Source organism: Nonomuraea sp. B10E15, assembly GCF_039871615.1.
Lineage (GTDB): Bacteria > Actinomycetota > Actinomycetes > Streptosporangiales > Streptosporangiaceae > Nonomuraea.
In genome coordinates this window covers 37,817-64,029 of sequence record NZ_JBDPMB010000013.1, presented here as the reverse complement: position 1 = coordinate 64,029, position 26,213 = coordinate 37,817, and the positions used below count along the sequence as shown (strand labels likewise).

25 protein-coding genes are annotated in these 26,213 nt (G+C 73.2%); 15 read left to right on the top strand and 10 right to left on the bottom strand.

What is annotated here, in order from left to right; genetic code table 11:
- Window positions 1-36 precede the first annotated feature (36 nt).
- Window positions 37-1,395 carry a S8 family serine peptidase gene (locus tag ABGB14_RS30735; RefSeq protein WP_347647322.1) on the top strand — a complete coding sequence of 453 codons (1,359 nt, stop codon included), beginning with the start codon at window positions 37-39 and terminating at the stop codon, window positions 1,393-1,395.
- Window positions 1,396-1,441: 46 nt separating this feature from the next.
- On the opposite strand, the gene ABGB14_RS30730 is transcribed toward ABGB14_RS30735, so the two are convergent.
- Entirely contained in the window at window positions 1,442-2,167 is a 726-nt protein-coding gene (locus tag ABGB14_RS30730) for an ABC transporter permease (protein ID WP_347647321.1), read from the bottom strand.
- Window positions 2,167-2,922: an ATP-binding cassette domain-containing protein gene (locus ABGB14_RS30725; RefSeq protein WP_347647320.1), complete on the bottom strand. Its 756-nt coding sequence runs from the start codon at window positions 2,920-2,922 to the stop codon at window positions 2,167-2,169. The genes ABGB14_RS30730 and ABGB14_RS30725 overlap by 1 nt, the downstream gene beginning before the upstream one ends.
- 67 nt (window positions 2,923-2,989) lie before the next feature.
- Between ABGB14_RS30725 and ABGB14_RS30720 the strand changes: the two genes are divergently transcribed.
- On the top strand, window positions 2,990-3,625 hold the full coding sequence (locus ABGB14_RS30720; protein WP_347647319.1) for a TetR/AcrR family transcriptional regulator: 636 nt from the start codon (window positions 2,990-2,992) through the stop codon (window positions 3,623-3,625).
- Here the strand turns inward: ABGB14_RS30720 and ABGB14_RS30715 are convergent.
- Window positions 3,622-3,924, bottom strand: a complete 303-nt coding sequence (locus ABGB14_RS30715) for a DUF4190 domain-containing protein (RefSeq protein WP_347647318.1) — start codon at window positions 3,922-3,924, stop codon at window positions 3,622-3,624. The two genes, ABGB14_RS30720 and ABGB14_RS30715, sit on opposite strands and share 4 nt — an antisense overlap.
- A 112-nt stretch (window positions 3,925-4,036) precedes the next feature.
- Between ABGB14_RS30715 and ABGB14_RS30710 the strand changes: the two genes are divergently transcribed.
- Complete coding sequence (locus ABGB14_RS30710; protein WP_347647317.1) at window positions 4,037-4,825, top strand: ion transporter; 789 nt, start codon at window positions 4,037-4,039, stop codon at window positions 4,823-4,825.
- A gap of 1 nt (window position 4,826) precedes the next feature.
- On the opposite strand, the gene rpsD is transcribed toward ABGB14_RS30710, so the two are convergent.
- The gene (gene rpsD / locus ABGB14_RS30705; protein WP_347647500.1) at window positions 4,827-5,441 is read right to left on the bottom strand and encodes a 30S ribosomal protein S4; all 615 of its coding nucleotides are present in this window, start codon (window positions 5,439-5,441) and stop codon (window positions 4,827-4,829) included.
- Window positions 5,442-5,520: 79 nt separating this feature from the next.
- Here rpsD and ABGB14_RS30700 point away from each other — a divergent pair, with 79 nt between their 5' ends.
- Window positions 5,521-6,222, top strand: a complete 702-nt coding sequence (locus ABGB14_RS30700; RefSeq protein ID WP_347647315.1) for a DUF2470 domain-containing protein — start codon at window positions 5,521-5,523, stop codon at window positions 6,220-6,222.
- An 83-nt stretch (window positions 6,223-6,305) separates the two neighbouring features.
- Entirely contained in the window at window positions 6,306-7,331 is a 1,026-nt protein-coding gene (locus ABGB14_RS30695) for a hypothetical protein (RefSeq protein ID WP_347647314.1), read from the top strand.
- Between the two features lie 134 nt (window positions 7,332-7,465).
- Here the strand turns inward: ABGB14_RS30695 and ABGB14_RS30690 are convergent, their stop codons facing one another.
- Window positions 7,466-8,146 (bottom strand): TetR/AcrR family transcriptional regulator, encoded by a 681-nt coding sequence (locus ABGB14_RS30690; protein ID WP_347647313.1) that lies wholly within the window; start codon window positions 8,144-8,146, stop codon window positions 7,466-7,468.
- A 74-nt stretch (window positions 8,147-8,220) separates the two neighbouring features.
- On the opposite strand from ABGB14_RS30690, the gene ABGB14_RS30685 reads away from it, so the two are divergent.
- Entirely contained in the window at window positions 8,221-9,795 is a 1,575-nt protein-coding gene (locus tag ABGB14_RS30685) for an ATP-binding cassette domain-containing protein (RefSeq protein ID WP_347647312.1), read from the top strand.
- Here the strand turns inward: ABGB14_RS30685 and ABGB14_RS30680 are convergent.
- Window positions 9,792-10,997: an ROK family transcriptional regulator gene (locus ABGB14_RS30680; RefSeq protein WP_347647311.1), complete on the bottom strand. Its 1,206-nt coding sequence runs from the start codon at window positions 10,995-10,997 to the stop codon at window positions 9,792-9,794. The genes ABGB14_RS30685 and ABGB14_RS30680 overlap by 4 nt on opposite strands.
- Before the next feature lie 141 nt (window positions 10,998-11,138).
- Between ABGB14_RS30680 and zwf the strand changes: the two genes are divergently transcribed.
- The 8 genes from zwf to ABGB14_RS30640 all read left to right on the top strand — a co-directional run bounded on the left by zwf (window position 11,139) and on the right by ABGB14_RS30640 (window position 21,095).
- Window positions 11,139-12,674, top strand: coding sequence for a glucose-6-phosphate dehydrogenase (gene zwf / locus ABGB14_RS30675; protein ID WP_347647310.1), 1,536 nt, complete (start codon window positions 11,139-11,141; stop codon window positions 12,672-12,674).
- A 173-nt stretch (window positions 12,675-12,847) separates the two neighbouring features.
- Complete coding sequence (gene edd, locus ABGB14_RS30670) at window positions 12,848-14,791, top strand: phosphogluconate dehydratase (RefSeq protein ID WP_347647309.1); 1,944 nt, start codon at window positions 12,848-12,850, stop codon at window positions 14,789-14,791.
- 147 nt (window positions 14,792-14,938) lie between these two features.
- Window positions 14,939-15,904 (top strand): glucokinase, encoded by a 966-nt coding sequence (locus tag ABGB14_RS30665; protein WP_347647308.1) that lies wholly within the window; start codon window positions 14,939-14,941, stop codon window positions 15,902-15,904.
- 113 nt (window positions 15,905-16,017) lie between these two features.
- Window positions 16,018-16,632 (top strand): bifunctional 4-hydroxy-2-oxoglutarate aldolase/2-dehydro-3-deoxy-phosphogluconate aldolase, encoded by a 615-nt coding sequence (eda, locus tag ABGB14_RS30660; RefSeq protein ID WP_347647307.1) that lies wholly within the window; start codon window positions 16,018-16,020, stop codon window positions 16,630-16,632.
- Between the two features lie 196 nt (window positions 16,633-16,828).
- Window positions 16,829-17,647: an IclR family transcriptional regulator gene (locus tag ABGB14_RS30655; RefSeq protein ID WP_347647306.1), complete on the top strand. Its 819-nt coding sequence runs from the start codon at window positions 16,829-16,831 to the stop codon at window positions 17,645-17,647.
- A gap of 219 nt (window positions 17,648-17,866) precedes the next feature.
- Entirely contained in the window at window positions 17,867-19,012 is a 1,146-nt protein-coding gene (locus tag ABGB14_RS30650) for a cytochrome P450 (protein WP_347647305.1), read from the top strand.
- A gap of 152 nt (window positions 19,013-19,164) precedes the next feature.
- On the top strand, window positions 19,165-20,601 hold the full coding sequence (locus ABGB14_RS30645) for a protein kinase (protein ID WP_347647304.1): 1,437 nt from the start codon (window positions 19,165-19,167) through the stop codon (window positions 20,599-20,601).
- On the top strand, window positions 20,583-21,095 hold the full coding sequence (locus ABGB14_RS30640; RefSeq protein WP_347647303.1) for a DUF4352 domain-containing protein: 513 nt from the start codon (window positions 20,583-20,585) through the stop codon (window positions 21,093-21,095). The genes ABGB14_RS30645 and ABGB14_RS30640 overlap by 19 nt, the downstream gene beginning before the upstream one ends.
- Window positions 21,096-21,369: 274 nt before the next feature.
- Here ABGB14_RS30640 and ABGB14_RS30635 read toward each other — a convergent pair whose 3' ends face one another.
- Window positions 21,370-22,275, bottom strand: coding sequence for a D-isomer specific 2-hydroxyacid dehydrogenase family protein (locus tag ABGB14_RS30635; protein WP_347647302.1), 906 nt, complete (start codon window positions 22,273-22,275; stop codon window positions 21,370-21,372).
- Complete coding sequence (locus ABGB14_RS30630; protein WP_347647301.1) at window positions 22,272-23,024, bottom strand: IclR family transcriptional regulator; 753 nt, start codon at window positions 23,022-23,024, stop codon at window positions 22,272-22,274. Before ABGB14_RS30630 ends, ABGB14_RS30635 begins: the two co-directional genes overlap by 4 nt.
- A 106-nt stretch (window positions 23,025-23,130) precedes the next feature.
- Here ABGB14_RS30630 and ABGB14_RS30625 point away from each other — a divergent pair, with 106 nt between their 5' ends.
- A complete protein-coding gene (locus ABGB14_RS30625; protein ID WP_347647300.1) occupies window positions 23,131-24,459 on the top strand; it encodes an MFS transporter in 1,329 nt (442 codons plus the stop codon).
- A gap of 53 nt (window positions 24,460-24,512) precedes the next feature.
- On the opposite strand, the gene ABGB14_RS30620 is transcribed toward ABGB14_RS30625, so the two are convergent.
- Together ABGB14_RS30620 and ABGB14_RS30615 are read right to left on the bottom strand one after the other, a co-directional pair.
- Window positions 24,513-25,226: an FCD domain-containing protein gene (locus tag ABGB14_RS30620; RefSeq protein WP_347647299.1), complete on the bottom strand. Its 714-nt coding sequence runs from the start codon at window positions 25,224-25,226 to the stop codon at window positions 24,513-24,515.
- A 62-nt stretch (window positions 25,227-25,288) separates the two neighbouring features.
- Window positions 25,289-26,200 (bottom strand): dihydrodipicolinate synthase family protein, encoded by a 912-nt coding sequence (locus ABGB14_RS30615; protein ID WP_347647298.1) that lies wholly within the window; start codon window positions 26,198-26,200, stop codon window positions 25,289-25,291.
- Between the last annotated feature and the right edge of the window lie 13 nt (window positions 26,201-26,213).

The following is a 26,213-nucleotide window of genomic DNA, read 5'->3' as shown; positions in this document are numbered from 1 at the left end:
GGACGTTCGCTCCCCCACACACGTTGGTGGTGACACATGCGGGTCCTGATCCAGCTCCGTCCCTCTCCCGACCTGGTCGCGGCCGTCGCCGACCCCGGCCAGGCCGCCAGCACGGCCGACGTCGCCGACGGGCTGCCCGGAGTCGAGCTCGACTCGGCGTTCGTGCCCGTGGCCGTGCCGAGGCCCGTCCCCTCGACCGGCGGCGACCCTCTCTCGCTCAACCAGCCGCTCGACTTCTCGCTGGCCGCCGAGGACGCGTCGGTCCTGGTCCGGGGGACGATCTCCGACGACGAGCTGGCCTCCAGGGTCACGCTGCTTCCCGGCATCAGGACCGACGTGGTCGGCATCTTCGCCGATCCGGTCATCGGGTCGGCGCCGGTGTGCGGGGGCGATCCGCCGGCCGGCGACTGGCACGACGTCGAACGCCTGCTGCACGTCCCCGGGCTGCACGCCGAGGGCCTCGACGGCGCCGGGGTCGCGCTGGCCGTGCTCGACAACGGCATCAACGCCGCCCACACGGCCAGGCAGCTCGGCAGGGCCGTCACGCTGGACGCCGAGCGTTCCTGGAGCCCGCCGGGAGTGTCGGGCGCGCCGGGGGAGTTCGAGGTGGACCACGGCACGATGTGCGCCTTCGACGCCCTCATCGCGGCCCCTCACGCGTCGCTCATCGACATCCCGGTGCTGCTGTCCACCCGGCCTGGCGGCTCGGCGATGGACGGGCTGCTGTCGGACGCGGTGTCGGCCTTCGCGCACCTGCGCAACGTGCTCGACGCCCAGCCCGCGGGGTCCAGGGCGCTGGTGGTGAGCAACTCGTGGGGATCGTTCTCGCCCGAGTGGGACTTTCCCGTCGGGCATCCCGGCAACTACTCCGACAACGCCGCCCACCCGTTCAACCTGATGGTGGCCGGCCTGGACCGGGCGGGCGCGGACGTGTTGTTCGCGGCGGGCAACTGCGGCCGCGAGTGCCCCGACGGCCGGTGCGCCTTCCCCTCCCGGCCGATCGTGGGCGCCAACTCCCATCCGAAGGCCCTGTCGATCGGCGGCATCGACGTCAACGGCGAGCGGGTGGGCTACTCCTCGCAGGGGCCGGGACGGCTGACCGCCCGCAAGCCGGACCTCTGCGCGTACACGCATTTCTCCGGGTCCCAGGCGCTGGGCCCCGGCTCGCCCGACTCGGGCACGTCGGCGGCGGCGCCGGTGGCGGCGGGGCTCGTGGCGGCGGTGCGCACCATGTGGCCGGCGGACAGGCTGTCGCCCGCCCAGCTGCGCGCGCTGCTGCGGCGCACCGCGGAGGACCGCAGCGAGGTGGGGTTCGACTACGGCTACGGCTACGGCATCGTGGACCCGGCGGGTGTCATCGCGGCCCTTCAGCGCCGCGCCAGAAGCGCGGCCTGACCCCTCGCGGGCGTGGCCGGAACGCGGTCCGGCCACGCCGCGCTCCTTACGCGTTCTCCCGGTTGAACACGCGCGTCCCGATGGTGAGGCTGACCACGGCGAACACCGCGGTCACCGCCACGCCGGCGCCGACCGTGCCCGTCAGGTAGTGGCCGTGGAACAGGTCGCGCAGCGCCTCCAGCACATACCGGAACGGGCTGACGTGCGAGAGGGCGTCGAGCCAGCCCGGCGCCATCGACATCGGCAGGAACGAGCCGGACAGCAGGACGAGCGGGATCACCGCCGTGGACATCACCGGCGCGAACAGCTGCTCGTTCATCGTCAGGGCGACGGCGTACGACAGCGCGGCGAGGCTCAGCCCGAGCACGACGACCAGCACGAACCCGGCCACCAGCCCGAGCGCGGGTGCGCGCAGGCCGAAGGCGAAGCCGACCGCCAGGAGCAGCAGCGTCTGCAGGATCAGCGTGACCGCGTTGGTGAGCACACGACCGAGCAGCAGCGACAGCCGGCTGGCCGGGGTGACGCGCATCCGTTCCAGCACGCCGGAGCGTTTCTCGAAGACGATGCCGAACCCGGCCAGCCCCATGCTCATCAGGCCGAGCTGGATGATCAGGCCCGGCACGAGCGTCTCCCAGGTGCCGAACGTGGCGAAGATGGGCCCGAACAGCACGAGGAAGAGCAGCGGCTGGACCGCGCCGAAGACGACGCCGACCTTCTGCCGCAGCGTGGCGCCCACGCCGTGGCGGAACAGCACCCAGGTGTCGCGGAGCATCAGACGCCCTTCCCCGGCAGCGCGCTCTCTTCGCGCGGCGACCTGCCGGTGATGTCGAGGAACACGTCGTCGAGCGTGCGTCCGCCGGTCTTGAGCTCGGCCGGGGCGCCTTCGGCCACGATCCGGCCGTGGTCGATGATCAGCAGCCGGTCGCAGAGAGCGTCGGCCTCGTCGAGGTAGTGGGTCGTGAGGAACACCGTCATGCCCTTCTCCTCGCGCAGCGCGCGGATGTGGCCCCACAGGTTGGCCCGGCTCTGCGGGTCGAGGCCGGTCGTCGGCTCGTCGAGGAAGAGCAGCGCCGGGTCGTGCAGCAGCGCGAACGCGATGTCGAAGCGGCGGCGCTGGCCGCCGGAGAGCGCGCCGCCGAGCCTGGTCTCCAGGCCGGCGAGGTCCAGCCTGGCCAGGACCTCGCCGGCCTTGGCCGCGGACTCCCGGCGGCTCAGCCCGTAGAGCATGCCCTGGAGCTCGAGCTCTCCCTTGAGCGGCACGGTCGGCAGGATGCCGCCGCCCTGGGAGACGTAGCCGATGTGCCTGCGCACCTCCTTCGCATCGGCCCGCAGGTCGTGCCCGGCCACCGTGGCGGCGCCGGACGTGGGGCGCAGCAGGGTGGTCAGCATGCGCATGGTCGTGGTCTTGCCCGCGCCGTTCGGACCGAGGAAACCCACGATCTCACCGCGCTCCACCGCTATGCCGAGGTCTCTGACGGCCTCCACGCCGCCGTCGAAGGTCTTGCTCAGACCTACAGTCGTGATCATTTTCATCGCCTCCAAAATTGAGGTAACCACAAAATTAGAGTGACTGCAATTTCGGTACGATGGTGACATGGGTGAGGGGCTGCGGGAGCGGAAGAAACGCGAGACCAGGGAGCGCATCGCCGACATCGCGATGGGCCTGTTCATCGCCAAGGGGTTCGACAACGTGACCGTGGCCGAGGTGGCGCGGGCCGCCGACGTGTCGGTCAACACGGTGTTCAACTACTTCAGCACCAAGGAGGACCTGTTCGCCGACCGGCAGGACCTGGCCGTGGACCACCCCGTGCGGGTGATCCGGGAGCGCGAGCCCGGAGAGAGCGTGGTGCGCGCCTTCCGGCGCGACGTGCTCGACGCCATCGGCACCCGGCACTGGCGCTACGGGTTCAACCTGGGCGCCGACGTGTTCGCCAGGATCGTGAACGCCAGCCCGGCGCTGGTCGCCCGGCTACGCGAGATGCACGAGCAGCGGGAGCAGGCGCTGACCCGGGCGCTCGCCGAGGAGCTCGACGCCGGCCCCGGCGACCTGCGACCCAGGCTCGTCGCGGCGCACATTCTCACCACGACGCGGCTGCTCACCGACTATTCGGTGAGCAGGAGGCTCGCCGGGCAGGGGTGGGAGAGCATCGAGCCCGACCTCAGAGCGCAGGCGGAGACGGCGTTCGACCTGCTGGAGCCGGGCCTCGGCGACTACGGCCGGCGGCGCTAGAGGCCGCTGGTCAGGAACGCCATCCCCAGCACGAAGAAGATGAAGCCGAACGTGAGCATCATCAGGACGCTGCTGATGATGCCGCAGATGCGCCCCGCCTGGATCGATCCGCGGTTCTCGTAGTAATGGCCGCTCTCGTCGATCTCGCGCAGCGCTCTGTTGCCCATCACCCAGGCGAAGGGCCCGAGGAGGCTGCAGACCACCAGGCCCAGGATGCCCAGCACGAGGATGACGGTGCCGTTGGGGTGGCTCAGAGGGGGCGGACCGTAGAAGGAAGAGCCGTGATGCGGATAGGACATGTCGTCCGGCAACTCCCCTGCCTGGTCGTGTGGGTCACGCCACAGTCTCCTGCTTGATCATCTTGCGCCATCATGGTGGGGCAAACGATCATTGCCTTAGGAGCCTACCCCCGTGCGTGAACGCATGCGCGACTTCCTCGCCCACCGGCACCTCCAGCGGTTCATCATCGCGGTCATCCTGACCAACGCGGCCGTTCTGGGACTCGAGACCTTCCCTCAGGTGGTCGAGCGCCACGGCGACCTCCTCATTCTCGTCGACCATGTCGCGCTCTACATCTTCGTCGTCGAACTGCTGGCCAAGGTCTACGTCGAGCGTTCGGCGTTCGTCCGCGACCCGTGGAACATCTTCGACGCGGTGATCGTCGGCATCGCCCTCGTCCCGGCGACCGGCGGCCTGTCGGTGCTGCGCTCCCTGCGCATCCTGCGCGCGTTGCGGTTGTTGTCGGTCGTGCCGAGCCTGCGCCGCGTGGTCTCGGCGCTGCTGCGCGCGCTGCCGGGGATGAGCTCGATCGTGGTGCTGCTCTCCCTGGTGCTCTACGTGGCCGCCGTCATGGCCACCAAACTGTACGGGCAGGCCGCCCCCACCAGGTTCGGCAGCCTGCCCACGTCGTTGTTCACCCTCTACCAGACGATGACGGGTGACGACTGGGGCAACATCGCCAAAGAGGTGATGGATCGTCATCCGTCAGCCTGGATCTTCTTCACGATCTTCATCCTGGTGTGCACGTTCGTCGTGCTGAACCTGTTCCTCGCCGTCGTGGTCAGCGCGATGGACGAGGAGAACTCCGAGGAGCGCGCCGCCAGGGAGAACACCGGCGATCACAGCCAGCGCATCCTCGACGAGCTCGCCGAGCTGCGCAAGGAGCTGGCCGAGCTGCGCGCGCAGCGGGCCCTGGACTGAGCTAGCGGGAGTAGAACTCCACGACGAGCTGCTCGTCCACGGGGATGTCGATCTGCTCGCGCTCCGGCTGGTGCGTCAGCGTGAAGCGGAGGTCGGCGTGGTCGACCGCGAGGTAGGGGGCGATGCGATCGTCGGCGTGAACGCCCTCGGCGGCGGCCACGAACGGCTGCATCCTGCGCGAGCGCTCCCTGACGGTGACCACCTGTCCCGGTCTGACCAGGTAGCTGGGGATGTCCACCTTGCGGCCGTCCACGGCGATGTGACCGTGGTTGACGTACTGCCTGGCCGCGTAGATGGACGGAGCCAGCCCGGCGCGCAGCACGAGCGAGGCCAGGCGGGTCTCCAGCAGCGTGACCAGCTCGGCGCCGGACGCGCCCGGCTTGCGCAGAGCGAGGTCCCAGTAGCGGCGCAACTGCCGCTCGGACACGTCGTAGTACCAGCGCAGCTTCTGCTTCTCCATCAGCCGCAGGCCGTAGTCGCCGGTGTTGCGGCGGTTGGTCTTGCGGCCGTGCTCGCCCGGCGGGTAGGGGCGCTGCTCGAAGTAGCGGACGGCTTTCCTGGTCAGCGGGACGCCCGCGCGACGTGACAGTCGCACCTTCGGACCGGTGTAGCGCACGTTCACCTCGATGTGATTAGGTATTCCTTACTTAGGCTTGCCTAACCTAACACACGATTTCCGCCCTCAAGGAGGCGTCATGCTGCCGATCCCCGAGCGGGTCCGCACCCTCGCCGCGACCGCCGGCGTCGCCAAGCTGTCCGTCGACGGCGCCCCGTCACCCGCGCGCGGAGGAGTCGACGAGCGCGGGCGTCCGGTGCTCCTGGTGCTGCCCGGGGAGACGCTGCACGGCCTGCGCGAGGACGCCGTCGTGGCGGTGAACCTGACGGCGATGCGGCAACTGGGCTCCGCCACCCACCCGCGCGGGCTGATCGAGGTGCAGGGCTGGGCGGAGGCCGTCCCCGAGGGTGAGGCGCGCTCGTCGGCGGTCGCGGTGGCCACGCACTGCCCGGACGAGAGCCTGTTCAAGGCGCTGGAGGGGTTCGGGCGGCCGGACGCGCCCCGGCTGCTGCGGCTGGACGTCGGCCAGGTCGTCTACCTGACCGGGCAGGAGTCGGGGATGCTCGACGCCGACGACTACCTGGGCGCGGCGCCCGACCCGCTCGCCGAGACGGCCGAGCGGGTGCTCGCCCATGTCAACGCCTCGCACCGGCCGCAGCTCACGGCCGGCGTGTCCAGGCAGCTGGGCGAGCAGGCGGGCGAGGTGTGGTTGTGGGAGCTGGACCGGTTCGGGGCGACCGTACGGGTGGACGAATCGCTCGTGCGTTTCCCGTGGCCGCGCCCGGCGCGTTCCGGCCTGTGCCTGGAGACGGCGCTGCGCGGGCTGCTGTGCACGTGCTGAGCTCGCTACCGGACATCCCTGGATTTTTAGTGATTTACCAGCACATTGCCCGATCGGCGCGCCACATCTCTAGCATGTGAGGGATGACTGGACCGCGCCGTGCACCTGGGCCCGCCGCGCCCGACGACGAGGGCGGGTGGCGCGGGCGGGCGCTGATGGTCACCGGCGTCCTGCTCGGCGTGGTCATGCTGATCGCGGCCGCCGTCCTGGTGGTGCGTACGCCGTACCCCAGCGACCTGGACCCGCTCGACTGGCCCGCCGTCTCCGACCGCGTCCCCGGCGACGTCCCGCCCTTCCCCCCGGTCACGGAGCGTCCCACCGCCACCCGCACGGCCACCCCGTCACCGGACGGCACGCCGGCCGCCTCCACCCAGCTCGCCTCCGCCGAGCCGGTCCGGTCCGCCTCCACCCGGCACACCCCGCCCGCCTCCACCCGGCATGCCATCCGGCCCGCCCAGCAAGCCGCCCGGCCCGCCCAGCCCGTCGTCGCCCGGTCCGACACGCGGACCACCCCACCCGGCTCGCGCACCTCCCGGCCTGGCTCGCGCGCCACCCCGCCCGGCTCGCACACCTCCCGGCTTGACGTGCGCAGCACCGGGCTCGACGCCCGCACCGCACACCCTGGCGCGCGTACGTCCCGGCTTGTCTCCCGCGCCGCCCCGCCCGCCGCCGCCCCGCCCGCCCAGCCCGTCGTCGCGCGGTCCGTCGCCTCCCAGCTGACAGCCACGCGCTCCGCCTCGGCGCAGCGCGTCAGGGCGAGGTCCACCGCGCCGCGGTCCGGCTCGGCGGGATCCGCCGCCGGCCGGGCCGAAGCGGCGCGATCCACCCCGTCGCGGCGCGCCGTGGCCGGATCCGCCACACCACGGGCCGGAAACGCCGACACCGCCGGGCTCCGGGCCGGCAGCGCGGACACCACCGGGCCCAGGCCCGGCAGCGCAAACACCGCCGGGCTCGGGGCCGGCAGGGCGGACACCGCCGGGCCTGGGGCCGGCTCGCGCTCCACCGCATCCTGGTCGCCGTCCGCGCCCGCGCCGAGCCCTTCCCCTTACGGCAGGCCGGCGGCACCGCACGCGCCGCCCCCCGTGACCGCCCCTCCTGGCCGGTCGTGAAGGCCGACGGGTTGCTCGCCGTGACGGCGCGCCCTGCCGGCCGTGCGCCGTGGCGACATGTCACCCGTATCGCGAGCAGTCCTCCGCCCGCACCTCCGGCATGAAGCGTTCCGCCCTGCTCGTGACGAGCCGGTTCAGCCGGGCCCGCGACGCCGCGCCTGCTCGGCCTGCTCCATCCCGTCGAGGAGGTAGCCGAGACCTTCGGCGAACGTGGTGTCCCACTCGGTGGAGGGATCGTGCGCGGGCCCGCCGGGGAAGTCGAGACCGTGCTCCGCGAGGGACGGATAGAGGTCGGCGCGCTCCTTCAGGAAGGCGCCCGTGCCGCCCTCGTCGCGTCGCTGCCAGGTGACCTGCATGATGACCGAGCCCATGACGTAGTTGGCCAGGCTGTAGGCGGCGATCTTGGGCGCGGGGAAGCCCGCCTCGGCCAGGGTCTCGTACAGGAACTCGGTGCGCTCCAGCGCGTTAGGGCCCAGGAGCGGCCGGTCGAGGATGGTGGCCGACCAGGGATGGCGTAGCAGCGCGCCCCGCCAGCCGCTCATCAGCTCGTGCGCCGCCGCCCGCCACCCGCCCTCGCGGCCGGGCAGCCGCACCTCGTGGAAGACGGCGTCGAGAGCCAGGTCGAGAACGTCGTCCTTGGTCTTGACGTGCCAGTAGAGGGTGGTCGAGCCGGTGTCGAGCCGCTCGGCCAGGCGGCGCATGGTCAGCCGGCCGACGCCTTCCTCGTCGAGCAGCGCCACCGCCTCGGCCACGATCCTGCCGGGTGTCAGCGTCTGCCTGGGCGCCTTCGGGGGGCGCGACCACACGGTGTCCACCCGGGAGATAATACGTTGTACGGGATACCGGATCGATGGTCTAGTTGTAGAACGTTGGTCGAGTGGAGGTCCGGGTGGGACACATCGAGGTGAGCGGGCTGGCCTATCTGCTGCCTGACGGGCGGCCGCTGCTGAACGACGTGTCGTTCAAGGTGGGCGACGGCGCCAAGGCGGCGCTGGTCGGGCCGAACGGCGCGGGCAAGACCACGCTCCTGCGGCTGATCGCGGGCGAGCTCGTCCCGGCCGGCGGCCGGATCTCCGGGAGCGGCGGCATCGGCGTGATGCGGCAGTTCCTCGGCTCGGGCACCGTGCACGACCTGCTGCTGAGCGTGGCGCCGCGAAGCGTTCGAGAGGCGGCCGCCGCGCTGGACGCGACCGAGTCGGCGATCGTGCTGCGCGACGACGAGCCACGCCAGTTCGCCTACGCCCAGGCCGTCGCCGACTACGCCGACGCGGGCGGTTACGACCTGGAGGTCGTGTGGGACGTGTGCACGACCGAGGCGCTGGGGCTGCCGTACTCACGGGTTCGGGACAGAGGGGTGGGCACGCTGTCCGGCGGGGAGCAGAAGCGGCTCATGCTGGCGGCGCTGCTGCGCGGGCCCGACGAGATCCTGCTGCTCGACGAGCCGGACAACTTCCTCGACGTGCGGGGCAAGCAGTGGCTGGAGCGGGCGATCAGGCAGTCGTCCAAGACTCTGCTGCTCGTCTCGCACGACCGGTGGCTGCTGGCGGAGACGGCCGACCGGATCATCACGGTGGAAGGGCGCGGGGCGTGGGTGCACGGCGGCGGGTTCGCCGGTTACGCCGAGGCCCGCAGGCGCCGCGCCGAGCGGCTCGAGGAGCGGCGCGGGCGCTGGGAGGACGAGCGGGCCCGGTTGCGCGGCCTGGTGCACACGTTGCGTCAGCGTTCGGCGAACAACGACGCGCTCGCGGGTGCGTACCGGTCGGCGGTGACGAGGCTGGAGCGGTTCGAGCGGGCCGGTCCGCCCGAGCGCGCGCCGAAGGAGCAGAACGTGCGCATGCGGCTGCGCGGCGGCCGCACCGGCAAGCGGGCGGTCATGTGCGAGCACCTTGAGCTGAGCGGGCTGCTGCGGCCGTTCTCCACGGACATCTGGTACGGCGAGCGCGTCGGCGTCCTCGGCGCGAACGGCACCGGCAAGTCCCATTTCCTGCGGCTGCTGGCCGGCGAGCCGATCGCGCACACCGGCGTCGCCCGGCTGGGCGCCAGGGTCACGCCGGGACATTTCGCGCAGACCCACGAACGGCCCGACCTGCGCGGGCGGGCCGCGGCCGACGTCGTGATGCGCGAGCACGCCATGACCCGCAACGAGGCGATGGCGGCGCTGGCGCGCTACGAGCTGGCACCGGCGGGCGGCCAGCCGTTCGAGACGCTGTCGGGCGGGCAGCAGGCCCGGCTGCAGATCCTGCTGCTCGAGTTGTCGGGGGCGACGCTGCTGCTGCTCGACGAGCCGACCGACAATCTCGACCTGGCCGGCGCGGAGGCGTTGCAGCGAGGGCTGTCAGGGTTCGCGGGCACGGTGCTGGTGGTCACGCACGACCGGTGGTTCGCCGCCGACCTCGACCGTCACCTGATCTTCCGCGCGGACGGGGGCGTGGAGGACAGCTCCCGGCCGCGCTGGGACCTCTAGCCGGAGGCCGCGCGCTCCGGGCGCAGGGCGGAGACCGTCATCGCCTCGTCGACGGCCTCGGGCGACAGCACGTGGTCGAGCACCATCACCGCGCACCCGCTGATGCCGGCGCCCGCCCCGAGCCGGCTCGGCTCGATGCGCAGCCTGCGGGTGGCGAGGGCGGTGGAGCGGCGGTAGACGACCTCGCGGATGCTCGACACGAGCGGCCCGAACGCCTCGGCGACGTCGCCGCCCAGCACCACCACCGACGGGTTGAGGATGTTGACCGCCCCGGCGAGCACCTCGCCGATCCTGCGCCCCGCCTCGCGCACGGTGGCCATCGTCTCGGCGTCGCCCGCCCGCACCAGCGCCGTCACGTCGGCGATCGTCGTGACGTCCTTGCCGCGCGCCCGGAGGTCGCGCAGCAGCGCGGTGCCGCTGGCGACGGAGTCGACGCAGCCGGTGTTGCCGCACCGGCACAACACGTCGCCACCGTCGAGCACGGGGATGTGCCCGATCTCGCCCGCGGCGCCCAGCGCGCCGCGCAGGATCCCGCCGCCGGCGACGACGCCCGCGCCGATCCGCGTCGAGATCTTCACGAACATCAGGTCGTCGAGCTCGGGGTAGGCGCCGCGGTGCTCGCCGATGGCCAGCACGTTGACGTCGTTGTCGACGAGCACCGGGACGGGGAACCGCTCGCGGATGATCGGCGGGATCACCACGCCGGTCCACGAGGCCATCACGCGGGCGCTCTCCGTGCGGCCCTGCGCGAACTCGACCGTCGCCGGCACTCCCATGCCGACGCCCGCGACCATCGAGCGGGGACGGCCGCCGAGCAGCTCGTCCCACGTGTCCATGAGCAGCGGCAACACCATGTCGGGGCCCTGCTCCACGTCCATCGCGAACTCGCGGCCGTCGAGCTGGCGCCCGGCCAGGTCGCAGACGGCGACGCTGGTGCGGCTCGCGCCGAGCGCCGCCACCAGCACCACCCCGCCCGAGGCGTTGAACTCCAGCCGGACCGGCGGCCGCCCGCCGGTGGACGGGGCGTCGGCGCGCTCCACGACCAGGCCGCGTTCCAGCAGCTCGCCGACGCGCAACTGCACCGCGGGACGCGACAGGCCGGTCACCCGGCCGAGATCTCCGCGTGTCACGGCCTCTCCGGAGCGGATGAGGCGGAGCACCTCACCACTTGTGGCGAGGCTCGCGGCAGTACGTCGAGGCATCGGCTAAGTGAACCACATGGGGTTAGGTAATGAAAAGTCGAGACTTTTTTATCTAAGATGCCAAAACTCCGCTTGTGTATGCACCAAACTCTGGTTATTGTCCGTTCTGTCCCTGCTTGGTAGATCATGGAGCTCTCAACCGTGTCCCCCCTCTCGACCTCACCCGCAGATCGCCCTACAGATCAGCCCGCGGATCACGCCAGTGCGCACACCGCCGACCTCGTCGTCTTCGGCGGGACCGGCGACCTGTCCATGCGCAAGCTGATCCCGGCGCTCTACCACTGCGACAGGGACGGCCGGCTCTCCCATGAATCCCGCATCATCGCCATGTCCAGGGGCGGGCTGACCGACGCCGACTTCCGCGGCAAGGTGGACGCCGAGGTGCGCGACCAGGTGCCGGCCGACGACCAGGCCGGCTGGCAGCGGTTCCTGGGCCGCCTGCACCACGTCTCGGTCGACGTCGGCGCAGGCACCGGAAGAGACGCCGGCGGGGCCGACGGAGCGGGCTGGGGTGCGCTCACCGCGCTGCTGGCCGGGCACGAGCAGCGCGATCGCGTGTTCTACCTGGCCAGCCCGCCCCGCACGTTCGGACCGTTCTGCCGCGAGCTCGACCAGGCCGGGCTGGTGACGCCGCGCTCGCGCGTGGTCCTGGAGAAGCCCCTGGGCCACGACCTGCCGAGCGCGCAGCGCATCAACGACGAGGTCGGCGCCATCTTCGACGAGCACCAGATCTTCCGCATCGACCACTACCTGGGCAAGGAGACCGTCCAGAACCTCCTGGTCCTGCGCTTCGCCAACGCCTTCCTTGAGCCGATCTGGAACTCGTTGTGGATCGACCACGTCCAGATCACCGCGGCCGAGACCGTCGGGACGCCCGGCAGGCGCGGCTACTACGACCACGCCGGCGCGCTGCGCGACATGGTGCAGAACCACCTGCTCCAGCTCCTCACGCTGACCGCGATGGAGCCGCCGGCCCGCAGCGACCGCGAGGCCGTACGCGACGAGAAGGTCAAGGTGCTGCAGGCGCTGCGGCCGATCACGGGCACCGAGGTCGACCGCTTCACCGTGCGCGGCCAGTACGTCGGCGCGGACGGCATGCCCGGCTACCTCGACGAGCCCGCCTCCACGCCGCCGACCGAGGCGTCGCGGCGGGTGGAGACGTTCACCGCGATCCGGGCCGAGGTGAAGAACTGGAGGTGGGCGGGGGTGCCGTTCTACCTGCGCACCGGCAAGCGGATGCCGTACCGGCGTTCGGAGATCGTGGTGCAGTTCAAGGACGTGCCGCACTCCATCTACCCCGGCGGCGCACCGAACCGCCTGGTGCTGCGGCTGCAGCCGGAGGAGGGCATCCGGCTGCACATCATGGCCAAGGAGCCGGGCGCGGGCGAGGTGACGCCGAAGCCGGTGCCGCTGTCGCTGAGCTTCGGCGAGACGTTCACGACGCGGGTGCCGGAGGCGTACGAGCGGCTGCTGACCGACGTGCTGGCCGGGAACCCGACGCTGTTCATGCGGCGCGACGAGGTGGAGGCGGCCTGGCGCTGGATCGACCCGATCCTGCACGCCTGGGAGTCGCAGGCCGACGTGCCCGAGCCCTACCCCGCGGGGACGACCGGCCCCGCGGGAGCCCACGAGCTGCTCGGCCGCAGCGGTCGTGCGTGGCACGAGGAGGACGCGTGAACGAGCGCGGCGGGCCGACCACCGGACCGGTCCTCGGGGTTCAGCGGGCCCGCCATCCGGCCGGCCACCTGGTCTGCCATCGGGCCGGTCATCGGGCCGGTCAGCAGGCCCGTCGTCGGGCCGGTCATCACACGGAGCGACCTCGGGTTCACCGGCCCGACGAAGGAGCGTGCATGAACCCCGTCATACAGGAGATCACCGACCGGATCGCCGAGCGGAGCGCCGCCAGCCGGACCGCGTACCTCGCGCGGATCCGCCGTGACGGCGAGGCCGCGCGGGCGAAGGGGCCCGCGCGGGCGCACCTCGGCTGCGCGAACCTGGCGCACGGCTTCGCGGGCGCGCCGGGCGAGGACAAGCCCGCCCTGCGCGGCACGGCGAAGCCAGGCGTGGCCATCGTGACCAGCTACAACGACATGCTCTCCGCGCACCAGCCGTACGAGACGTACCCGCAGGAGCTGAAGGCGGCCGTGCGCGGGGCCGGGGGCGTTGCGCAGGTGGCGGGCGGGGTGCCCGCGATGTGCGACGGCATCACGCAGGGGCGGCCCGGCATGGAGCTGTCCCTCTACAGCCGCGACGTGATCGCCATGGCCACCGCGATCGCGCTGTCGCACGACATGTTCGACGCGACGCTGCTGCTGGGCGTGTGCGACAAGATCGTGCCGGGGCTGTTCATCGGGGCGCTGCACTTCGGGCACCTGCCCGCGCTCTTCGTGCCGGCCGGGCCGATGACCTCCGGCCTGCCGAACAAGGTCAAGGCCCGCACCCGGCAGCTGTTCGCCGAGGGCAAGGTGGGCAGGGACGAGCTGCTCGACGCCGAGGCCAAGTCGTACCACTCCCCCGGCACCTGCACCTTCTACGGCACCGCCAACTCCAACCAGGCGCTGATGGAGGTCATGGGCCTGCACCTGCCGGGCTCGACGTTCGTCAACCCGCACACCGAGCTGCGCCACGCCCTGACCGGGGCCGCGGGACGCAGGGCGGTGCGGATCACCGCGCACGGCGGGGAGTACACGCCGATCGGCGAGGTGGTCGACGAGAAGGCCATCGTGAACGCCTGCGTCGCCCTGCTGGCGACCGGCGGCTCGACCAACCACACGCTGCACCTGGTGGCCATGGCGGCCGCCGCGGGCATCGTGCTGACCTGGGACGACCTGGCCGGTCTGTCGCGGGTGGTGCCGTCGCTCACGAAGATCTACCCGAACGGCCAGGCGGACGTGAACCACTTCCGCGACGCCGGCGGCATGCAGGTGCTCATCGGCGATCTGCTGGACGAAGGGCTGCTCCACGCCGACGTGCTCACCGTCGCCGGACGCGGCCTCGACCGCTACCGCGAGGCGCCTGTCCTGGTGGACGGCGAGCTGCTCTGGTCGCCGGTGACCGGCGGCAGCGCCGACCTGGACGTGCTGCGTCCCGTCGCCGCGCCGTTCGCCGCGGACGGCGGGATCCACATGGTCGAGGGCAACCTGGGCCGCGCCGTCAGCAAGGTGTCGGCGGTCAAGCCGGAGCACCTGGTGATCGAGGCGCCGGCCAAGGTCTTCGACGACCAGCTCGATCTGCTGAAGGCGTTCGAGGCGGGCGAGCTGGACGGGCAGGACTTCGTGGCGGTCATCCGCTACCAGGGGCCCAGCGCGAACGGCATGCCCGAGCTGCACAAGCTGACCTCGCCGCTGGGCGTGCTGCTCGACCGGGGGCAGCGGGTGGCGATCGTGACCGACGGGCGGATGTCCGGCGCGTCCGGCAAGGTGCCCGCGGCCATCCACCTGTCGCCCGAGGCCGCCGACGGCGGGCCGATCGCGCTGGTGCGCGACGGGGACGTCGTCAGGCTCGACTCGGCGGCGGGCGTCCTGGAGCTGCTGGTGCCCGCCGAGGAGCTGGCCGGTCGTACGCCGGAGGGGCGGCCGCTGAGCGACGCGCAGTGGGTGGGGACGGGACGCGAGCTGTTCGCCGCCTTCCGCCGCATGGCGGGGCACGCGGAGCAGGGGGCCGGCATCTTCGGGGTGAGCGGCGCCGAGTCGCCGCACCACGGCCCCGGGCTGGGGTTCCCCGCCGAGGCGGGCTCCTCCCACCTGGAGGCCGGCGCCCCCGTGGCCGCCCGCCCCGCCGGACTGGCCCGGTGACGCGCCGGCGACGGCGCGCGACCGTACGGGACGGCGGAAGCGGGACGGTGAAGGGCGCGCGGCCGTCAGGGCCGGCGCGGAAGGCCGTGGCATCCCGCCGGGTGAGGCGAGCGATCCTGACGCCGCCCGTGGACGCCGGAGGTATGCGTGAGTGCCTTTGACCTTCCCTGGCTCGTCGCCGACATCGGGGGGACCAACGCCCGGTTCGGCCTGGTCACCTCGATGGGGGCGCGGCCGTCGAACGTCGCGGTCCTGGCGGGGTCGGCGTACGCCACGCTGCCGGAAGCCGTGGACTCCTATCTCGCGGAGCACGCGGCCGGGGCGCGGCCGGGGGCGGTCTGCCTGGCCGTGGCGGGGCCGGTCGACGGCGACCGCTACCGGCTCACGAACTCCCCGTGGGCGGGGTCCGTGCGCGACCTCGACGTCCCGTACGCGCGGCTGCTCAACGACTTCGAGGCGCTGGCGGTGTCGCTGCCGCACCTGGAGGGCGATGACCTGGTGCACCTGGGCGGCCCCGGCCTCTGCCACGGTGTCAAGGCCGTGCTGGGGCCGGGCACCGGGCTGGGCGTGGGCGGTCTGGCGCCTTCGGACGGCGGCTGGACGCCGATCCCTGGCGAGGGCGGGCACGTCACGGTGCCGGTGGTGGAGCGGCGCGAGTTCGAGATCGTACGGGTCCTCCAGTCGCAGGGGCTGGCGCACGTCGTCGCCGAGCACGTGCTGTCCGGGCCGGGCCTGGTCCGGCTGCACCGGGCGCTGGCCCAGGTGAACGGGGTCGCCGCGCCCGAGCTGACCGCCTCGGACATCGTGGCCGGGCTCGACGACTCGTTGTGCGCCGAGACGGTCGAGGTGTTCTGCGGGATGCTGGGCGGCTTCGCGGGGAACGTGGCGCTGACCCTGGGCGCGAGGGGCGGGGTCTACCTGGGCGGCGGAGTGCTGCCCCGTATCGTGGAGCGCGTGCGTGCCGGCGGCTTCCGTACGCGGTTCACCGCCAATCCCGACATGGCGGACTACCTTTCCGCCATCGGGACGGCGCTGATCGTCGCGCCGCAGCCGGCGCTGACGGGCGCCGCGGCCTGGCTGAGCCGGCGCGCGCGCAGGGAACCGGTGGGTTGAGGCCGTATCCCCCGAGGGTTCGGACGGCCTCGCTGGAAGCGCGGGCCGGAAGCATCAGTCCGGAAATATCAGTACGGAAGGTCCCCATGCGGGGCCGACGAGGAGAAGAACGTATGAGTAGCCTGCTCGATCTCGCCCCGGTGATCCCCGTCGTGGTGATCGACGACGCGGAGAGCGCCGTGCCGCTGGCCAGGGCCCTGGTCGCCGGAGGGCTGCCGGTCATCGAGGTGACCCTGCGCACGCCGGCCGCCCGCGAGGCGCTCGCCAGGATCGCCGCGGAGGTGCCGGAGGCGACCGTGGGCGCCGGAACGATCCGGACTTCTGCCGATATTTCAGCATCGGTGTCAGCCGGGGCCAGGTTCCTGGTCTCGCCGGGCACCACCCTGTCGCTGGTCGAGGCGCTCGACGCGAGCGGCGTCCCCTACCTGCCCGGCGCGGCCACCGTGTCGGAGGCGATGGCGCTGGCCGAACGCGGGATCAAGGAGCTCAAGTTCTTCCCCGCCGAGGCCGCGGGCGGCGTCCCCTACCTCAAGTCGCTGGGCGGGCCGCTGCCGGACGTGCGCTTCTGCCCGACGGGCGGCATCCGGGCGGACACGGCGGCCGCCTACCTCGCGCTGCCCAACGTGGGCTGTGTCGGCGGCACCTGGCTGACCCCGGCCGACGCGCTCGCGGCGGGCGACTGGGGCCGGATCGAGAAGCTCGCGTCGGAGGCCGCCGCGCTGAGGTAGCGCCCCGGAAGCGGGCGTACGCCCGCAGGCCCGACCAAAGACCTGAAACCGCTGTGACGTGGACATTTACGGATCCGCGAAGATCATCAGACCACGTTGACCGGGTATCAACGAGTGGTCAACCGGGTAGGTCAAGGATGCACAATCGCGGCCCCCGGGAAGCCCCTTTCGCTCCTCGGAAAGCGAAAGGACAGTCATGCCGACACAGACGGCCGGTCACGGGCAGCACGTCACGGACGACCGCCGGGCCGCGCAACCGGGCAGCCTGGAACGCGGGATCGACATCCTCCTCGCGCTCAGCGTGGCCGCCCGCCCGGTGAGCCTGTCGGAGCTGTGCCGGCGCACGGGGCTGCCCAAGTCGACCGCGCACCGCATCCTCGGCGTGCTGTGCGCCCGCGAGCTGGCTCGACGGGTCGGCAACGGCTACGTGCCCGGCGAGCTGCTGGAGACGATGGCCGGCACCGCCCGCGCCCTCGTGCCGGGCACCCGCGCGGTGGTGCTGCCGTACCTGCTCTACCTGTACGAGGCCACCCGGCAGACGGTGAACCTCGCCGTGCCGGCCGGCCTGGAGGCCCGTTACGTCGAGCGCCTCTACGGTCACAACCGCGTCGGCTCGCGCTCCGACGGCACCGACCGGGCGCCGCTGCACTGCACGGCCGTGGGCAAGGCGCTGCTGGCCTTCGATCCCCGGCTGCGCCACGAGCTGATCGCGCGCGGCCCCTTCGAACGCTGGACGCGCCGCACCGTCACCACCCTGACCGCGCTGGAACGCGAGCTGGCCCAGGTCCGCAGGCACGGCGTGGCGTACGCGCAGGAGGAGTACACCGAGGGCGTGGCCTGCGTGGCCGCGCCCGTGTTCGGGCCCGCGGGCACGGTGTGCATGGCGCTGGGCGTGGCCGCGCCCGCGCACGCGGCCCAGCTCGCCAGGCTCGGCATCTCCGTGCGCGGCGCCGCCCAGGCCATCTCGGCCGCGCTCTCCCCCTCCAGCTGCTCCTGGCCGCCGCGCGTCCCGTGAGGCCGGAGGCGTTCCGGTCACCGGAACACCTCCGGCGCACGCGGCGGCAGGCGTTCCGTTGACCGAAACCCCGGATTGCGAACGGGGCCCCGCGGCGATCACATCGGCATATGAACTTCCTCCCCGCTCCGGCCATCCAGGAGGCGCCCGCGGGCTCAGGGCCGAGGGCCCACCAGGCCCGGACCTCGCGGGCGCCGGCCGGGCTCCGGGAGGCCGCGCGTGCCTAGAGGGCTGCCCAGGGCCACCGCGCTGGAGAGCCTGCGCCTCAAGGCCGCCCTCGTCCCGCCCGGCACGCCCCACCTCACGCCCGGACGCGACCTGCTGCGCTCCCGCACACTGCTGTCGGAGCTCGAAGCCCGGTACGGCGGCCGCCCCGTCCTGGTCCGCGGCCCGCGCGGCCCTGCGCTGCTGATCATGTCCAAGCGCGACGCGCTGCGCGTGCTGGCCGAGGACGACGAGGCGTACGCACCGGCCGTCGAGACACGCCCCCTGGGCCTGCCGACGGACGTGCTGCGCCCCGCGTTCATCGAGATCGCCCGCGAGGAGGCCAAGGAGCTGACCGAGGGCGTGGTGGACTACGCGCGGCTCAACGGCCGCTGGCAGCGCGTCGCCCGGCGCTGCGTCTACGGGGACGGCGCGGCCGGCGACGAGGAGCTCACGCGGCTGCTGGCGGACCTCACGCGGGCGGGACGGCTGCGGGCCAGGCGGCGCCAGCAGCTCCTGTCCGGACGCTACGACGCCCGGATCATCGACCACCTGCGCCGCGCCGAGCCCGGCAGCCTGGCCGGGCTGATCGCCGAGACCCCCGGGCAGGCCGAGTCGCGAGGGCTCATGCAGGCGGCGTTCTGGCTGATGGGGCTCGGCGTGACCGCGCCCGGGCTGATGCAGACCCTCGCCCTGCTGGCCGCACACCCGGCACACCGCAAGGCGGCCCGCACCGACCCCTGCCATCTGCGCGCCTGCCTGCGCGAGGGCCTGCGCCTGTGGCCGCCCGTGCCGGCGCTGACCCGCCTCACCACGGTGGAGACCTCCTGGTACGGCGCCGCCCTGCCCGCGGGCACCACCGTCATGGTGCCGATGGCCGTCCACCAGCGCAGTCCGCGCCTGCCGTACGCGAACACCTTCGCTCCCGAGATCTGGCTGGACGGCACCGCCGCGAGCGAGTGGTGGGCCAGACCCGGCTGCGAGGGCGTGCACCTGACCCTCGTCGTCGGCACGGCCTTCCTGGCGGGCATCCTGCGCGGCTCGCGGCCCAAGCCGGTCGGGCGGCTCGTCTCGCCGCACCGGCCGCTGCCCCACACGCTCGATCTCGCACGGCTGCGGGTGACGATGATCCCCGCGCGCCGCAAGCCCGCTCACGCCTAGTGGCCGACGAGTAGGCCCTTCCTCCGTTAGAGTCTTGGGGTACAAACGGGATGCCGTGCGGCTGAACGGTGCGGGTCGCGGCATGACGACCGGCCGGGGCGGAGGATCGGGTCGGGTTGAGACGGGATGACGACGGCGAGAGGACGGCGACGTTGGGGCGCTCCGCTGGCTCTCCGCTGAAGCCGGACGATCCGCCGGCGATCGGCCCCTATGAGCTGCTCAGCCGTCTCGGCTCCGGCGGCATGGGGGTGGTCTACCTCGCCAAGGCCGCCGACGGGTCACGGGTGGCGCTCAAGGCGATCCGGCGCGACTTCACCGCCGACCCGGTCTATCGCGCGCGCTTCCACGAAGAGGTGTCCAACGCCCGCAAGGTGGCGTCGTTCTGCACGGCGCGGGTGCTCGACCACGGCGAGGACCGCGGCCGCCTCTATCTCGTCACCGAGTTCATCGACGGCATCTCCCTCGAGGACCACCTCATCGAGCACGGAGCGTTGTCGCCGTCGGTGCTGCACGCCGCGGCCGTCGGCGTGGCCGCCGCGCTGACCGCCATCCACGCTGCCGGGCTGGTGCACCGCGACCTCAAGCCGGCCAACGTGATGCTGACGCTGGCCGGGCCGCGGGTGATCGACTTCGGGCTGGCGCGCTCGACGCACGTCGACTCCCGGCACACCAACGCCGGCATGGTGATGGGCACGCCCGGGTGGATCGCTCCCGAGCAGGTCTTCGAGGGGCGCACGAGCCCGGCGGGCGACGTGTTCGCCTGGGGCTCCCTCATCGCGTACGCGGGGCTCGGCGGGCACCCGTTCGGCGAGGGCGACGCCTACGTGATGGCGGCCAGGGCCCGCACCGCGCCTCCCGACCTGCGGGGGCTGCCTGCCCCGCTCGACCGGCTGGTGGCGGCGGCCATCCATCCCGACCCGGCGCGGCGGCCCGCGGCCAGGCAGCTGCTGCTGGAGCTGGTGGAGGCGGCCGACGAGCCGGCCGCGCAGCTGGCCGCGACCAAGCACCTGACCAACGCGTGGAACCCGTCGGAGTTCGGGCCGCTGATGCCGCGGGCTCCGCACCGCCCGCCGCCCGACCGTGCCGCGCCGGGATCGCCCCCTCCGCACCGCCATCCCGAGGCCGCCCGCCGCGGCCCGCAGCAGGTCCCGCCCGCCGAGCGGACGGGCCCCACCCCCGGCTCCAGCCGAAGCCCGCAACCGCCGCCGGCAGAGCGCACGGGGCCCACGGCGACCGGGCAGGGCCGCCTGCCGCATCCCGAACGCACAGGACCCACGGCGACCGGGCAGAGCCACCTGCCGCATCCCGAACGCACAGGACCCACGGCGACCGGCCAGGGCCACCTGCCGCATCCCGAGCGGACCGCGTGGGGCCGCTGCCGCACACCCCACGCGGTCCGCAGGCGCCGCATCCCGAGCACACCGGCCCGCTCGCCACCGGACGCGGGCCGCTGCCGCACCACCGGACCGGCCAGGCGCCGCCGCACCACACCTTCACCGGCCCCGTCACCGGCACGGGGACCGGGCAGGGCCCGCTGCCCGGCTACCGGCCGCCCGAGCGCAAGCGCAGCGTGTTCGGCGGCTGCCTGACCGTCCTGGTCGTCGCGGCGGTGCTGCTGGTCCTGCTGCTGGCCGTGCTCGCCTGGGTGTTCCGCCCTCCTCCCGCGGCCGGTGCGGACGGGCCCGTGCAGGACGGCAAGCTGAAGTTCGCCGTGACGAGCACGAAGTGTTCCAAGCCCGCGAAGTCCGCGGCCGAACGGGTCTGCCGGATCGGCGTGACGATCGACAACGTCGGCCCTGACGCCCGCGTGCTCTACCCCGGGCAGCAGAAGCTGATCGACGAGGACGACGCGTCGCACCCCGGCATCAGGCTGCTCGACGAGGCGGGCAAGGAGATCACGCCGGTCCGGATCGAGGCCGGGCGGTCGTTCACCGGCGCCCTGGTGTTCGAGCTGGCCAAGGGGCGCACGCCCGTGGGGCTCGAGGTGCACGACTCGGGGTTGAGCGCGGGCGCGCGGATCAACCTGCGCGACCGGCCCGACGCCGCCGCCCCCGGCACCCGTCACCATCCGTCGCCCGCCTGACCCGCCCGCCTCACGAGCCCGCACCGCTGCCGGACCCGACCGCACCGCGACGCCCGCGCACCGTCCGGAGAACGAGCCCGCGCCATGTGCCGGAAGCGCCCGCGCTCGCCTGCGCCGGCACCGCCTGCCGGCCGAGCTCCGTCGTCCGCCGGAGGCTCCCCCTCGCGTGGCAGGCCGGACGGCGGCATCGGTGGTCACTCACCTCGATCGCCGCTGGACGAGGGCGGCCATGGCGGGACCGCGGTCATGCGGCCCGGCGACGCCGGTGGAGGGGTCAGAAGCCCTGGGACGGGGAGACCACGCCTTCGAGCGGGGCGCCTTCGGCGAAGCGGCGCACGTTGGCGGTGACGCGTTCGGCCAGGCCGCGCCAGTAGGCCTCGCGCGGGTTGGCGCAGTGCGGTGTGATCAGGGCGTTGTCCAGCTCCCACAGCGGATGCCCGTCCGGCAGCGGCTCGGGGTCGGTGACGTCGAGGGCGGCGCCCCCGATGTGGCCCGCGCGCAACGCGTCCACCAGGTCCTCGGTCACCACGAGCCCGCCCCGCGCGACGTTCACCAGCCAGGCGTCCGAGCGCATGAGGCCGAACTCGCGCGCCCCGAACATCCCGCGGGTCTGCGGGGTGGCGGGCGCCGCGACCACCACGTAGCCGGCCTCGGGCAGCGTCTCGCGGTAGCGGGCGCGGGGCACGATCTCCGCCGCCCCCGGCGCCTCTCCCCTGTCGGTGACCGCCAGGACCCGGCAGCCGAACGGCTCCAGCATCGGCATGAGCGCCCGCCCGATGCCGCCGAAGCCGACGATCGAGACCGTCGAGCCGGCGAACTCCTTCGAGGTGTTGGGCCCCCACGAGGTGGCCCTGGCGTGCCGGTGCAGGCCGCGCGCGGCCGCCAGCATCAGTGCCAGCGCGTGCTCGGCCACGGCCGGCCCGTAGGCGCCCGCGGCGGCGGTGAAGACCGGATGCTCGGTGATGACCCCCGCGGCCGCCCATCGTTCGACGCCCGCGTGCGGCAGTTGCACCCAGCGGACGCCGCCGTGGATCATCGCCCGGATCTCCGCGGGCTCGTCGCTGCCGTAGTAGACGATCGCCTCGGCCCGCTCCAGCGGCACGACCTTGCCGCCCGCCCGCTCCACGGCCTCGATGAGGACGGGCACGGGCTCGGGGCCGACGTGGACGGCGACGGTCATGATGGATCCTCCTGATAGCCGAGATGCTCGGAGATGGCGCCTGCGCACCGGCGCACCGGCGGGAGCAGGGCGTGCAGGGCGGCGCGATCGGCCTGGGCGCGCAACGCGGTCAGCGAGACCGCCGCGGTCACGTCGCCGAAGGCGTTGCGCACGGGCACGGCCACGCAGTGGACGAACTCCTCGAACTCCCCCTCATCGGCCGCCCACCCCCGCTCACGCACGGCCCGCAGCTCCTGGTCGAGCGCGGCCCTCGTGATCAGCGTAGCGGGAGTGTACGGGGTGAACTCCCAGCCCTCCAGCACCTCGTCGGCGTGGGCGGCGGGCAGGTGGGCGAGGATCGCCTTGCTCACGCCCGCCGTGTGCAGGGGGACGGGCCGCCCGATGCGGGCGTACATGCGGACGGGGCCGGGCGGCGAGAGTTTGTCGACGTAGACGATCGTGCTCTCGCGCAGGGCGGCCAGGTGGACGGTGTGGCCGGTCGACTCCTGCAGCGCGGCGAGGTGCGGGTGGGCGAGGTCGCGCAGCCCGAACTGGCCGCCGGCGCGGGCCGCCAGCGCGGCGAGCCCGCGCCCCGCGCCCCACGTGCCGTCAGGCAGCCGCCGGACCAGGCCGGCCTCGGCGAGCGTGTGGAGCAGGCGCAGCGCGGTGGTGCGGTGCACGCCGAGCCGGTCGCCGATCTCCGCGAGGCTGCGCGGGCCGTCGCACGCCAGCTGGAGGATCGTGGTCGCCCTGCTCACGGTCTGCGACATCAGGCTCTGCCCTTTACAACGGTGTTGACACGACCGAATACCTGCAGCAGGGTAATGGTATCACCATTAATTCGCAGTGTGCATATGTTGCACAGGAGGTCACGGGATGAGCGTCGGCGAGCTGGAGCGAGAGACCATGCGCCGGGTGACCGGCCGCCTGATGCCGCTGATCGTCGTCTGCTACATCGTGGCCTACATCGACCGGTCCAACGTCTCGGTCGCCGCCCTGAGCATGAACGAGGCGATCGGGCTGACCGCCGCGCAGTTCGGGCTCGGGGTCAGCATGTTCTTCGTCACGTACGTGATCTTCGAGGTGCCCAGCAACATCGTGCTGGCCAGGATCGGCGCCCGCCGCTGGATCGCGCGCATCATGATCAGCTGGGGGATCGTGTCGGCCTGCATGGCCCTGGTGCAGGGCGAGAAGTCGTTCATCATCGTGCGGTTGTTGCTCGGCGCCGCCGAGGCGGGGTTCACCCCGGGCATCATCTGGTATCTGGCCCGCTGGTTCCCCGCCAGCCACCGGGGGCGGGCGATGGGCCGCTTCTACGTCGGCGCCGCGCTGGCCACCGTCATCGGCGCGCCCATCAGCGCCTTCATCATGAAGATGGACGGGTTCCTCGACGTCGCCGGATGGCAGTGGCTGTTCGTCATCGAGGGCCTGCCCGCCGTCGCGCTCGGGTTCGTGGTGCTGAGGTTCCTCACCGACGAGCCGCGCGAGGCCGGGTGGCTGCCGGAGCGCGGGCGCACGTGGCTCGTCGAGCGGCTCGCGCGCGAGCAGGCGGAGATCGACGGCCAGCGGACGGTCTCCGTGCGGCAGGCGCTGTCCAGCCCGGGGGTGCTGCTGCTGGCGCTGTTCTTCTTCCTGTACTCCTTCAACAGCATCGGGCTGACTCTGTGGATGCCGCAGGTGATCCAGGGCGGGTTCGGCGAGCCGAGCGATTTCGTGAGCGCGCTGCTGACCGCGGTGCCGTACGCGCTGGCCGTGGTGGCGATGGTGCTCGTGGCGCGCGGCGTCGACCGGCGGGGCAGGCACGCGCTGCACATGGCGGTGCCGATGGCGGCCTCCGGGGTGATGCTGGTGGGCAGTGTGCTGGCCGGGCCGGGCGTGCTCGGGTTCGCGCTGCTGGCGCTGTCCACCGGTGCCGCGTGGTCGGCCGTGCCCGCGTTGTGGGGCAGCGCCACGTCGTTCATGACGGGCGTGGCCGCGGCGGCCGGGGTGGCCCTCATCAACTCCGTCGCCAACATCGCGGGCCTGGCGGTCACGCCGCTGATCGGGGTGATCAAGGAGGCCACGGGGTCGTTCGACGCGCCCCTGCTCGTCATCGCGGGGGCCATGTTCCTGGGGGCGGTCGTGGCGATGGCGTCGGCGCCGTTCACGGCGCCCGGACGGCTGGCCGCCGAGACCGCCGCCCCGAGCGAGCGCGACCCCGCCTGACCCCCCGCGACCCCGCCCGCGCGGGCGTGTCCGTGCCTGCGCCGGCGCTCTGGCTAAGCGAGCGTGGTGTCGCCGTCGAGAAGGCGTTCGACCTCGTCGCGGGCTGACTCCACGATCGAGCGCACCGCCTCGGCGGCCTCCGCCCTGCGGCCCGCCGCGACGGCCTCGGCCACGTCGAGGTGCCGCCTGACGGCGGCCGTGTCGAGCCGCTCGGGCAGGAGCAGCAGGTCGCGCCGGGCCTTGAGCAGTTCCTCGGTCACCTCGGCGAGCTGGGCGAACATGCCGTTGCCCGACGCGGCGAGCAGCACGCGGTGGAAGGCGGCGTCGGCCGCCACCAGCCCCTCGCTGTCGCCGTCGCGCGCCGCGCTCGTCAGTGCCTGCGCGTGGGCGATCAGCTCCTGCCGCACGCCCTGCCCCGCGAGGCCGGCGGCCAGCGCCGCGGCGGCGGGCTCCACCGCGGCGCGCAGCTCGGCCAGCTCGCGCAGCTGCGCCGCGCGCCCCGGCGAGGCGAGCCGCCACCGGATCACCTGGGGGTCATAGAGGTTCCAGGCGCTCATCGGGCGCACGGTGACGCCGATGCGCGGCCGGCTGGTGACCACCCGCTTGGACTCCAGCACGCGCACGGCCTCGCGGGCGACCGTGCGCGAGACGGCGTACCGCGCCTGGACGTCCTCCAGGCGCAGCACCTGACCGGCGCGCAGCTCACCCGCCGCGAGCGAACCGCCGATCCTGTCGACCACCTGCCCGTGCAGGCCCTGTAGCTCCACGCCGCTCTCCGTCGCTGGTAAAGGTCGCTCATGTGAAGGGACGCGGGCCGGCCCGCCGGCGATCATGCCGCGGGCGCCAGCCCGAACTCCTCGACGAACCGGTCGATCATCCGGTGTTCCTCCTCGTCGAGCCGGTGGCCGGGGGCCCGGCAGTGCGCCGAGCCGATCCAGCCGCGCCGGCGCGAGATCTCCTTCTCCGCGGCGACGATCAGCTCCACGCCCTGCATCCAGTAGGACAGGTAGGGCAGCATGCGGGTGTGCAGGGCCAGCGCCCCCTCTTCGTCGCCGCTCTCCCAGCGCCGCCACAACTCCACGTAGAGGTCGGTGAACGAGCAGCCCGGCTGCACACCGACCGCGCCGCGGCGCAGCGCGTCGGGCAGGTGCAGCCCGGCGTAGCCGACCAGGGCGGGCAGCGGCCGCTCTCCCTCCGCCAGCGCCGCGACCATCCGGCCCGGCGGCGCCGACTCGACCTTCACCCAGCGCAGGTTGGGGTGCTCGGCGGCGAGCCGGTGCAGGGTGCCGGCGTCGAGCGCGGTGCCGGTCTGGGCGGGGGCGTACTGGAGCACGACCGGCAGCGGCGCCACCGCGGCCAGCACCGCGCGCACGTGCGCCAGCACGGCCTCGCGGGAGGGGCTCATGAAGTGCGGCGGGAGCAGGTTGATCGCGTCGGCGCCCCGCTCGGCGGCGCGTACGGCCTGCGCGACGGCGTGATAGGTGGCGTGGTCGGGGACCGAGACGATCGCGGCCACGTCGTCGCGCGGGCGGGTGACGTCGAGCAGCAGGGTGGTGAGCAGCTCGCGCTCCGCGTCGTCGAGTTTGTGGAACTCGCCGGCGAAGCCGGGGAACATGACCGACGTGACGCCCGTGGCCAGCACCTCCGCGGCCACCCTGGCGAAGCCGTCGGGATCGAGGGCGCCGTCGTCGTGGAAGGGCACCTCCAGGACGGGCGAGACACCGCGTACGAGATCGAGCACGGCTCAATCGTAC

Bases quoted from the DNA above. Each gene is read 5' to 3' on its own strand.
- ABGB14_RS30715 (WP_347647318.1), bottom strand. From the start codon at position 3,924: ATGTCCTATCCGCATCACGGCTCTTCCTTCTACGGTCCGCCCCCTCTG.
- ABGB14_RS30695 (WP_347647314.1), top strand. From the start codon at position 6,306: ATGACTGGACCGCGCCGTGCACCTGGGCCCGCCGCGCCCGACGACGAG.
- ABGB14_RS30700 (WP_347647315.1), top strand. From the start codon at position 5,521: ATGCTGCCGATCCCCGAGCGGGTCCGCACCCTCGCCGCGACCGCCGGC.
- eda (WP_347647307.1), top strand. From the start codon at position 16,018: ATGAGTAGCCTGCTCGATCTCGCCCCGGTGATCCCCGTCGTGGTGATC.
- ABGB14_RS30735 (WP_347647322.1), top strand. From the start codon at position 37: ATGCGGGTCCTGATCCAGCTCCGTCCCTCTCCCGACCTGGTCGCGGCC.
- ABGB14_RS30625 (WP_347647300.1), top strand. From the start codon at position 23,131: ATGAGCGTCGGCGAGCTGGAGCGAGAGACCATGCGCCGGGTGACCGGC.
- ABGB14_RS30730 (WP_347647321.1), bottom strand. From the start codon at position 2,167: ATGCTCCGCGACACCTGGGTGCTGTTCCGCCACGGCGTGGGCGCCACG.
- ABGB14_RS30655 (WP_347647306.1), top strand. From the start codon at position 16,829: ATGCCGACACAGACGGCCGGTCACGGGCAGCACGTCACGGACGACCGC.
- ABGB14_RS30725 (WP_347647320.1), bottom strand. From the start codon at position 2,922: ATGATCACGACTGTAGGTCTGAGCAAGACCTTCGACGGCGGCGTGGAG.
- ABGB14_RS30635 (WP_347647302.1), bottom strand. From the start codon at position 22,275: ATGACCGTCGCCGTCCACGTCGGCCCCGAGCCCGTGCCCGTCCTCATC.
- ABGB14_RS30680 (WP_347647311.1), bottom strand. From the start codon at position 10,997: ATGCCTCGACGTACTGCCGCGAGCCTCGCCACAAGTGGTGAGGTGCTC.
- edd (WP_347647309.1), top strand. From the start codon at position 12,848: ATGAACCCCGTCATACAGGAGATCACCGACCGGATCGCCGAGCGGAGC.
- ABGB14_RS30720 (WP_347647319.1), top strand. From the start codon at position 2,990: ATGGGTGAGGGGCTGCGGGAGCGGAAGAAACGCGAGACCAGGGAGCGC.
- ABGB14_RS30630 (WP_347647301.1), bottom strand. From the start codon at position 23,024: ATGTCGCAGACCGTGAGCAGGGCGACCACGATCCTCCAGCTGGCGTGC.